The organism is Nocardioides sp., assembly GCF_025965415.1.
Classification (GTDB): Bacteria; Actinomycetota; Actinomycetes; order Propionibacteriales; family Nocardioidaceae; genus Nocardioides.
The window spans coordinates 1-9,160 of record NZ_JAOPWY010000025.1 but is presented as its reverse complement, the minus strand read 5'-3'; the positions used below and the strand labels follow the sequence as shown (position 1 = coordinate 9,160).

General features: G+C 71.5%; 10 protein-coding genes and 2 tRNA genes. 11 read left to right on the top strand and 1 reads right to left on the bottom strand.

Features of this window, described 5'->3' with window-relative positions:
- From JWN97_RS02845 to tig, 9 genes are all read left to right on the top strand, one after another.
- Positions 1–944, top strand: a 944-nt coding sequence (locus JWN97_RS02845) for a class I tRNA ligase family protein (protein ID WP_297617894.1), incomplete at its 5' end; no start/stop codon positions are given.
- Positions 945–975: 31 nt separating this feature from the next.
- Positions 976–1,398 (top strand): hypothetical protein, encoded by a 423-nt coding sequence (locus JWN97_RS02840; RefSeq protein ID WP_297617891.1) that lies wholly within the window; start codon positions 976–978, stop codon positions 1,396–1,398.
- A gap of 188 nt (positions 1,399–1,586) precedes the next feature.
- The gene (locus JWN97_RS02835; RefSeq protein ID WP_297617888.1) at positions 1,587–2,459 is read left to right on the top strand and encodes an alpha/beta hydrolase; all 873 of its coding nucleotides are present in this window, start codon (positions 1,587–1,589) and stop codon (positions 2,457–2,459) included.
- A gap of 20 nt (positions 2,460–2,479) precedes the next feature.
- The gene (locus JWN97_RS02830; protein ID WP_297617885.1) at positions 2,480–2,986 is read left to right on the top strand and encodes a ribose-5-phosphate isomerase; all 507 of its coding nucleotides are present in this window, start codon (positions 2,480–2,482) and stop codon (positions 2,984–2,986) included.
- Positions 2,979–3,875 carry a DNA-formamidopyrimidine glycosylase family protein gene (locus tag JWN97_RS02825; RefSeq protein WP_297617883.1) on the top strand — a complete coding sequence of 299 codons (897 nt, stop codon included), beginning with the start codon at positions 2,979–2,981 and terminating at the stop codon, positions 3,873–3,875. The genes JWN97_RS02830 and JWN97_RS02825 overlap by 8 nt, the downstream gene beginning before the upstream one ends.
- Positions 3,872–4,960, top strand: coding sequence for a PP2C family protein-serine/threonine phosphatase (locus JWN97_RS02820; RefSeq protein ID WP_297617880.1), 1,089 nt, complete (start codon positions 3,872–3,874; stop codon positions 4,958–4,960). Before JWN97_RS02825 ends, JWN97_RS02820 begins: the two co-directional genes overlap by 4 nt.
- Positions 4,961–5,043: 83 nt before the next feature.
- Positions 5,044–5,117 (top strand) — tRNA-Gly (locus JWN97_RS02815).
- A gap of 45 nt (positions 5,118–5,162) precedes the next feature.
- Positions 5,163–5,235, top strand: a tRNA-Pro gene (locus JWN97_RS02810).
- 163 nt (positions 5,236–5,398) lie between these two features.
- Positions 5,399–6,802: a trigger factor gene (gene tig / locus JWN97_RS02805; protein ID WP_297617877.1), complete on the top strand. Its 1,404-nt coding sequence runs from the start codon at positions 5,399–5,401 to the stop codon at positions 6,800–6,802.
- 71 nt (positions 6,803–6,873) lie between these two features.
- On the opposite strand, the gene JWN97_RS02800 is transcribed toward tig, so the two are convergent.
- The gene (locus tag JWN97_RS02800) at positions 6,874–8,052 is read right to left on the bottom strand and encodes a phosphotransferase (protein ID WP_297617874.1); all 1,179 of its coding nucleotides are present in this window, start codon (positions 8,050–8,052) and stop codon (positions 6,874–6,876) included.
- Positions 8,053–8,076: 24 nt separating this feature from the next.
- On the opposite strand from JWN97_RS02800, the gene JWN97_RS02795 reads away from it, so the two are divergent.
- Complete coding sequence (locus JWN97_RS02795; RefSeq protein ID WP_297617871.1) at positions 8,077–8,502, top strand: MarR family winged helix-turn-helix transcriptional regulator; 426 nt, start codon at positions 8,077–8,079, stop codon at positions 8,500–8,502.
- Positions 8,503–8,657: 155 nt separating this feature from the next.
- Positions 8,658–9,160, top strand: a 503-nt coding sequence (locus JWN97_RS02790; RefSeq protein WP_297617897.1) for an ATP-dependent Clp protease proteolytic subunit, incomplete at its 3' end; no start/stop codon positions are given.

Genomic DNA, 9,160 nt, shown 5'->3' with positions numbered 1-9,160 from the left:
CCGAGGCGCTGTCCTACTACTTCATGGGCAAGGACAACATCGTCTTCCACTCGCAGATCTGGCCGGCCGAGCTGCTGGCCTACAACGGGCAGGGCTCACGCGGCGGGGAGCCGGGGACCTACGGACTGCTCAACCTGCCCACCGAGGTGGTCTCCTCGGAGTACCTCACGATGGGCGACCAGCAGTTCTCCACCTCGCGCGGCCACGTGCTCTACGTCGGCGACTTCCTGGCCCGCTACGGCCCCGACGCGCTGCGCTACTTCATCTGCGCGGCCGGCCCCGAGACCTCCGACGCGGCCTTCACGTGGGCCGACTTCGTCACCCGCAACAACTCCGAGCTGGTGGCCGGCTGGGGCAACCTGGTCAACCGCACCGCCACGATGGTCGCCAAGAGCTTCGGCGAGATCCCGCCCTGCGGTGACCTCGAGGAGGTCGACGAGGCGGTCCTGGCCGCCGTACGCGCCGGCTTCGAGTCGGTCGGGGACCTGCTCGGTCGCCACCGGCTGCGCGCGGCGACCGCCGAGGCGATGCGGATCGTCGGCGAGGTGAACAAGTACCTCACCGTCACCGAGCCCTACAAGATGAAGGATGAGGCGCAGCGCGAGCGGCTGGCGACCGTCCTGCACGTCGCCCTCCAGTGCGTCAGCGACTGCAACACCCTCCTGTCGCCGTTCCTCCCGCACGCCGCCAACAAGGTGCACCGGGTGCTGGGCGGCGAGGGTGAGTTCGTGCCGATGCCGCGCATCGAGGAGGTGGACGAGCTCGACCCCGACAACGGCGCCGGGCTGGTCTCCTACCCCGTCATCACCGGTGACTACACCGCCACCCCGCGGTGGGAGTCGCGCCCGGTCAGCGTGGGGGCGAGGATCGAGAAGCCGACCCCGGTCTTCACCAAGCTCGACCCGGCCGTCATCGACGAGGAGCTCGCCCGCGTCGGTGGGTGAGTGCTCGGTGGGGCCGCCCTAGGCTGGCCCCATGGACGCCGAGAACCCTGCTGCCCACGCCGCCGAGATGCACCTGCCCCGCTTCGTGGTGAAGCAGAAGCTCACCTTGATGATCAACCGCTACGAGATCTCCGAGTCCGACGAGGCCGGCAACCCGACCCGCCTGATGGCGCTGGCCGAGCAGAAGCGGATGGCCTTCAAGGAGCAGGTGACCTTCTACTCCGACGCCAGCAAGACGCGGCCCGTGTTCGGCTTCAAGGCGCGCCGCAAGCTCGACCTCAACGCCGGCTACGACATCACCGACGAGGGCGGCGCCCAGATCGGCTTCTTCCGCAAGGACTTCGGCGCCTCGCTCCTGCGCTCCACCTTCCACCTCGAGGGCCCCGGCTACACCGGCACCGGCCGGGAGCGCAACCAGGTCGTCGGCCTGCTGCGCCGCTTCACCGACGTCTAATTCATCCCGATCCACTTCGACTTCGTCGACGCCGCGGGACAGCCGCTCTTCTCGGTCGAGCGCAAGATGTCGATCGGCGACCGCTACCGGGTCACCGTGCCCGACCAACGCGTCGACTTCCGGGTCGCGGCCGCCGTCGCGGTCGGCCTCGACGCCCTGATGTCGCGCTGATCCCACGGAGGCCCATCGTGATCTACCCCGAGGTCCGCGCCGCCATCGAGGCCGACGACAGCCCCGACCTCAGTGCGCCCGGCTTCGACGTCGCCGCGCACCGCGAGGAGGTGCGCCTCGCCAACCTGCGCGAGCCCCGCGAGGACGTCGCCTCGGTCGAGGACGTCGACGCGCACGGCGTCAGGTGCCGCCTCTACACCCCGGTCGACCCGCTGCCCGGGCTGGTCGTGCATGCCCACGGCGGCGGCTTCGTGCTCAACGACATCGACGTGCACGACGCGGTGTGCCGCCGGTTCACCAACCGGGTCCGGCGGCCGGTCCTCAGCGTCGACTACCGCCGCCCACCCGAGCACCCGTTCCCCGCCGCCCCCGACGACCTCGACACCGTCGTCGGCTGGCTGCGCCGCGTGGGGCCACCGGGGCCGTACGCCGCCCACGGCGACTCCGCCGGCGCCAACCTCGCCCTCGTCGCGGCGCTGCGCAACCCGGGCTTCTTCGGTGTGGTCGCGCTCGTCTACCCGTTCCTCGACCCTCACAACGCGTTCCCGTCGTGGGCCGAGGGCGCGGCCTCGGGCTTCGACCCGGCCGAGGCCACCTGGTACTGGGAGCAGTACGCCCGCACCGAGGCCGACTACGACGACCCCGACCTCGCGCCGCTGCGCTCCGACCGGCTCCACACCCTGCCACCGACGTTCGTGGCGACCGCCGAGCACGACCCGCTGCGCGACGAGGGGGAGGAGCTCGCCCGGCTGGTGGCCGAGACCGGGGTGGAGACCGTCGCCATCCGCTGCCTCGGACAGACCCACGGCTTCTGGCGGCACGCCCGGTTCGCGGCGTCCGAGCCGCTGGTGCGCCAGGTCGCGGGCTGGGTCGACCAGCACCTCACCTGAGCGTCTGGAACACTTTTCCCATGCGCGTTCACCTGGGCTCCGACCATGCCGGCCTCGAACTGAAGGACCACCTCACGACGTGGCTGCTCGACCACGACTACGAGGTCGTCGACCACGGGCCGTTCGTCTACGACGCCCTCGACGACTACCCCTGCTTCTGCCTGCGGGCGGCCGAGGGAGTCGCCGGCGACCGCGCGGAGGGGCTCGACAGCATGGGCGTGGTCATCGGGGGCTCGGGCAACGGCGAGCAGATCTCCGCCAACAAGGTCGAGGGGATCCGCTGCGCCCTCGCGTGGTCGGAGGAGACCGCGGCGCTCGCCCGCGAGCACAACGACGCCAACGTCGTCTCCGTCGGTGGCCGGATGCACTCCCTGGACGACATGACCCGGTTCGTCGAGGTCTTCCTCACCACCCCGTTCTCGGGCGACGAGCGCCACCTCCGCCGGATCGCCCAGGTCTCGGTCTACGACGCGACCAAGGAGCTGCCCGACCTGCCCGAGTCCGCACTGCGCGGGCCGGATGCCTGAGGGACACACCCTCCGCCGGCTCGCCGACGACCTGGGTGCGGCGTTCGCCGGCCGCGTGGTCCGGGTGAGCTCACCGCAGGGGCGCTTCTCCGCGGACGCCGAGCAACTGGACGGCTCGCGGGTGCTGGGCGCCGACTCCGCCGGCAAGCACCTGTTCGTGGAGTTCGACGGCGAGCGCTTCGTCCACGTCCATCTCGGACTCATCGGCTCGTTCGACGTCCACGCGGGTGTCGAGCACGTGCCCGACCCCGTCGGGCAGGTGCGGCTCCGGCTGGTGACCGCCGGGTCGGACGACCCGCGCGGGACGTCGTACGCCGACCTGCGGGGCGCCATCCTGTGCGACCTGGTCGGTCCGGCCCGGCGGACGGAGATCCTCGGCAGGCTCGGCCCCGACCCGCTGCGCCCCGATGCCGATCCCGGTCTCGCGTGGCGGCGGATCTCGCGCAGCCACCGAGCGATCGGCGACCTGCTCATGGACCAGAAGGTCCTCGCCGGGGTGGGCAACGTCTATCGCGCCGAGGTGCTCTTCCGCCACCGCATCCACCCGCTGCGCCCGGGCAACACCCTGCGCATCGGCCAGTGGCGCGCGATGTGGGCCGACCTGGTCGAGCTGATGGGCGAGGGGGTGCGGTCCGGGCGGATCGACACGGTGCGGCCCGAGCACACCCCGGAGGCCATGGGCCGGCCGCCGCGCAAGGACGACCACGGGGGAGACTACGTCTACCGGCGTACCGCGATGCCGTGCCTGGTGTGCGGCTCGACCGTGCGCACGGGCGAGCTCGTCGGACGCAACATCTTCTGGTGTCCGCGATGTCAGCCCACGTTCCGCTCCCGCGCCGTAGAGTCGTCGCCCAAGGACACGGCCACGTCGCGAGGAGCTCGACCATGAGTTCTTCCCCGACGCAGCGAGGCCAGGGCGCCGACGTCGGCCAGCGGCTCGAGGGGCTGCTCAACCGGGTGGTGCCGCGCGGGTCGCGGATCCTGGTGCTGCTGGTGCTCTCCACGGTGGCGATCGGGTTCGCGATCTGGCTGTTCTCCGGCTACGCGCCCCTGGTCGGCCTGCTGGTCCCGCTGGTGGTGTCGAGCCTCATGCTCGGCCCGCGCCAGCTGCCGTGGTTCGTGGTGTTCGACCTGCTCGTGCTCGCCGTGGTCGTGCCGAGCCAGACCATCACCGTCCGCACGGCCGTCGCCGTCGTCATCATCTTCGGACTCGGCTTCATCGTGCTGCTCTCGTCCTTCCGGCGCTCGCGCCTCGGGGTGGCGGGCATCCAGGGCGAGATGATGTTCATCGACCTGCGCGACCGCATCCTGCGCCAGGGCGGCATCCCCGCGCTGCCCGAGGACTGGTACGCCGCCGCGGAGCTCCGCTCGGCGGGAGGCACTCCCTTCGCGGGCGACTTCGTCGTCGCCTCGCGGGTCGGCGACCGCCTCGAGGTGGCGGTGGTGGACGTCTCCGGCAAGGGCCAGGGTGCCGGCACGCGTGCACTGCTGCTCTCCGGCGCGATCGGGGGCCTGCTCAGCGCCGTCCCGCCGGCCGACTTCCTCGCGGCGGCCAACACCTTCCTGCTCCGGCAGGACTGGGAGGAGGGGTTCGCGACCGCGATCCACCTCTCCCTCGACCTCACGACCGGCCGCTACGACCTGCGCAGCGCCGGGCACCCGCCGGCCGCCCTCCGCCACGCCGGATCGGGACGGTGGGAGGTGGTGGAGTCCGAGGGCCCGATCCTCGGCCTCATCGACGGGACGACGTACGCCGCCGCGTCCGGCCAGATGCTCCCCGGCGACGCCCTCCTGCTCTACACCGACGGCATGGTCGAGACCCGCACCCGGGACATCGGCTCGGGCATCGACAGGATGCTCGGCCAGGCCGAACGCCTGCTCCGCGGGGAGTTCGAGGGGGGCGCCGCCCGGCTCATCGACGCCATCGGGTCGCGCAACGACGACCGCGCGCTGCTCCTGGTCCACCGGCGCTGACGGCGTACGAGCCGGTTGGGGCGCACGCTCCAGCGTGTGGCACCATGACTCCCGCAGCGGCGACGACCTCGTCGTCAGCACGCGCGGATGTAGCTCAATGGTAGAGCCCCAGTCTTCCAAACTGGCTACGCGGGTTCGATTCCCGTCATCCGCTCCAAGCAGGCTCCGCGCCGCCGATCCGGCGGCGTCGGCGCCCGTTTGGCGGGGCGTAGCGTAGTGGCTAGCGCGCCTGCTTTGGGAGCAGGAGACCGCAGGTTCGAGTCCTGTCGCCCCGACCGCGGTGCCCCCGCGAGGGCGTGATTCGGCCTCAGCCCCGGGCGTCGATAGACTGATGAGGTTTGCGGTCGCCGGGCCCTGCCCGCCCCGCCCTCACCACCCCCGTCCCACCTCCACGTTCCCCCGTGGACGTCCCATGACCTTCAGCATCAGGAGACATTTGTGAAGAGCGCCGTCGAGACCTTGAGCCCGACCCGGGCCAAGCTGACCGTCGAGGTGCCCTTCGAGGAGCTCAAGCCGAGCCTCGACGCGGCCTACCAGAAGATCGCGCAGCAGATCAACGTCCCGGGCTTCCGCCGCGGCAAGGTTCCGCCAGCGGTCATCGACCGCCAGGTCGGTCGCGGCCCGGTGCTCGACGAGGCGATCAACGCCGTCGTGCCGCAGTCCTACATGGCCGCGCTCCAGGAGCACGACCTGGAGCCGCTGGCCCAGCCGGAGATCGAGGTGACGAAGTTCGAGGACAACGAGTCCCTCGAGTTCACCGCCGAGGTCGACGTCAAGCCCGACTTCGAGCTGCCCGCCTACGACGGCCTCGAGGCCAGCGTCGAGGACATCGAGATCTCCGACGCCGACGTCGACGAGCAGGTCGAGGCGCTCCGTGAGCGCTTCGGCACCCTCGTGCCGGTCGAGCGCGCGGCCGCCGACGGCGACTTCGTGACGATCGACCTCGTGGCCGCCAAGGAGGGCGAGACGGTCGAGGGTGGCGAGGTCACCGGCATGTCCTACAAGGTCGGCCGCGGCGGCATGATCGACGGCCTCGACGAGGCGCTGGTCGGCCTGAGCGCCGGCGACGAGGCGACCTTCGACTCCGAGCTCGTCGGTGGCGACCTGGTCGGCGAGCCGGTCCAGGTGACGGTCAAGGTGACCGCGGTCCAGGAGCAGCAGCTCCCCGAGTACGACGACGAGTTCGCCCAGCTCGCCTCCGAGTTCGACACCGTCGACGAGCTGACGGCCGACGTGCGCGAGCGCCTCGGTCGCGGCAAGCGCCTCGAGCAGGCCGCGGCCGCCCGTGACGCCGTCCTCGAGGCCCTGCTCGAGAAGGTCGAGATCCCGCTTCCCGAGGTCATGGTCACCGACGAGCTCAACGCGCGTCGCCAGAACGTCGAGCAGCAGCTCGGCTTCGCCGGCATCACCATGGAGAAGTACCTCGAGGACGAGGGCCAGACCCAGGAGGAGTTCGAGGCCGACCTCGAGCGCCGGGTCCGCGACGCGGTCGCCGCGCAGTTCATCCTCGACAAGGTCGCCAAGAAGGAGGAGTTCGGCATCGAGCAGGCCGAGCTCTCCGAGCACCTCGTGCGGCGCGCCCAGCAGTCCGGCCAGGACCCGCAGGAGTTCGCCAACCACATGTTCGAGCACAACCACATCCCCGACCTCGTGCAGGAGATCCTGCGCGGCAAGGCGCTGGCGACGATCGTGGAGTCCGCGACCGTCACCGACGCCTCGGGCAACGTGGTCGAGCTCAAGAACCTGCGTCCCGACGGCACCATCGGCGAGCCGGTCGAGGAGACCGTCGCCGAGACCGAGACCGAGACCGAGACCGAGCCCGAGGGCGACGACGAGGCCTGACCTCCGCCCACCTGCACCACGCGACCGGCGTCCATCCCTGCAGGGGTGGGCGCCGGTCGGCGTTGTGCGCCTCAGGCCGCGGGTTCGGTGCGGGCCAGGACGTCGAGCGCGTAGCGGGCGATGCCGGCCCGCTGCCTCACCCAGTGGTCGAAGGCGGCCGCGTCCCCGTCGAGGTGCGCAGGGACCTCGGTGGGCAGGCTCGGCAGGCCGTTGAAGAGCACCAGGCTCACCGCGTGACCCCGCCGGACCTCCTCCACGGGCACCTCGAGCCCCTCGTCGGCCAGCCCCGCGTCGTACGCCCTCACGCACGCCTCGGCGCGCTCGGGCAGGTCGTCGACGTCGTGCTTGCCGATCTGGACGTCGCCGACCAGCAGCTGGGAGAGGTCGAAGCCCACGGGCTGCGGGCGCCAGAACCCGAAGTCGATCAGCGTGAAGCCGGGATCGCCCTCGCGGCGGAGCAGGTTGTTGGGGCAGGCGTCCCCGTGGGCGGCGAGGTGTCGCAGGCGGGTGAACTCGCCCGCCAGCGCGTCGAGGTGCTGGGCCGCGGCGGTCAGAGGGTCGCGGAGGCCCGCGAAGTGCTCCGCGACGGCCGGGTGCTCCCACGTGGCGTCGTCGTCCAGCCCCGGCAGCACGGTGTAGGCGAGGCGGCCGGCCACGAAGTTGTCGATGTGCCAGTGCTGCGGGTCGATCGCGGCGAGCGGGGCGACCGCGGGACTGCCGGAGAGGCGGCCCAGCAACCGTGCGGCCCGCACGCTGTCGTCGTACGTCCAGCGGACGGGGTCGCAGTCCACGGCCTCCAGCCACAGCACCGCGGTCTGGTCCTCGCGCTCGTCGATGCGCAGGCCGCGAGGCATCGCGAAGCCGTCGGGGAGGCGCTCTGCGAGGTCGGAGGCGTAGAGCAGCGGCTCGGCGCGCCAGGGGAGGGAGTCGGCCGCCCACTCGCCCACCTCGGGCGGGACGAAGGCGAAGGCGGGGGAGTGGCGCCAGTGGTGCACCCGCTTGACGAACAGCGTGAACGGGCGCGCTCCGTCGCCGGCGTCCGCGTGGCCCCGCACCCAGGTCCGGGCGCCGGTCAGGATCGAGGGGACGTCGTAGTCGACGGTCTCCGCCGCCGAGTCCTCCAGCGTGACCGCGGGCACCCCCCACAGGTCCGCCACGATCGCCGCCAGCTCGGCGTCAGTCACGTCGTCGGCTCCCAGCACCTCACGGCGGTGCGCCGCGGTGCCCGCATCCGTGAGAGTTGCTTTCATGACAAGAAAAGGTAAGTTGCTTTCATGTCTGCTGTCAACCGTCTGCCGGCGATCGAGCCGCACCTGCCCATGCTGATGGGGATGATCTTCGGACGTCTCCGCGAACGGCTCGCCGAGGAGGCGCCGGAGCTGCGCCCCTCGCAGCTGCGCGTCCTGGAGTGGCTGCCGCCGGAGGGATTGACGATCAGCGAGCTGGCCGAGTGCGCGGAGATGACCACGCAGGGGTGCGGGCAGTTCGTCCGACAGCTCGCGGCGCTCGGCATGGTGGAGGTGGCCGTCGCCGACCACGACGCGCGCGCCCGGCGCGTGGTCATCACGCCCCGCGGCCGGGAGGCGGTCGCCCGGGCGACGGCGGTGCTGCGGGCGTGCGACGAGGAGTGGGCGGAGCGGGTCGGCGCGGAGCGCTACCGCGTGTTCCGCGAGGTCCTCGGGGAGGTCGCCCTCGGCTGAGCAGGGAGGGTGGACCCCGGCGTCGGCCGTGGAATCCGCTGTGGGCGAACAGGGTGGGTCACCGCGTGGAAGTGTCCGACCTTCCGGCTAGTGTCGCAAGCGTGAACCAGAACTCCAGCCCAGCCCTCTCGCCCGAGATGAACGGCGCAGGTGGGATGTATGGCCTCGACGACCACATCTACCAGCGCCTCCTCCGCGAGCGCATCGTCTTCCTCGGCTCGGAGGTGCGCGACCAGAACGCCAATGCGATCTGCGCGCAGCTCCTCCTGCTCTCCGCAGAGGACCCCGAGGCCGACATCTTCCTGCACATCAACAGCCCCGGCGGCTCGGTCGACGCCGGCATGGCGATCTACGACACGATGAACTACATCCCCAACGACGTGGCGACCGTCGGCATGGGCCTGGCCGCCTCCATGGGCCAGTTCCTGCTGTGCGCCGGCGCGGCGGGCAAGCGCTATGCCCTGCCCCACGCGCGGATCATGATGCACCAGCCGTCGGGCGGCATGGGCGGCTCGGCCTCGGACATCAAGATCCAGGCGCAGCAGTCGCTGCACATCAAGAAGGTGCTGTTCGAGCTGATCGCCCAGCACACCGGCCAGCCGCTCGCGCAGGTCGAGACCGACGCCGACCGCGACCGCTGGTTCACCGCCCCCGAGGC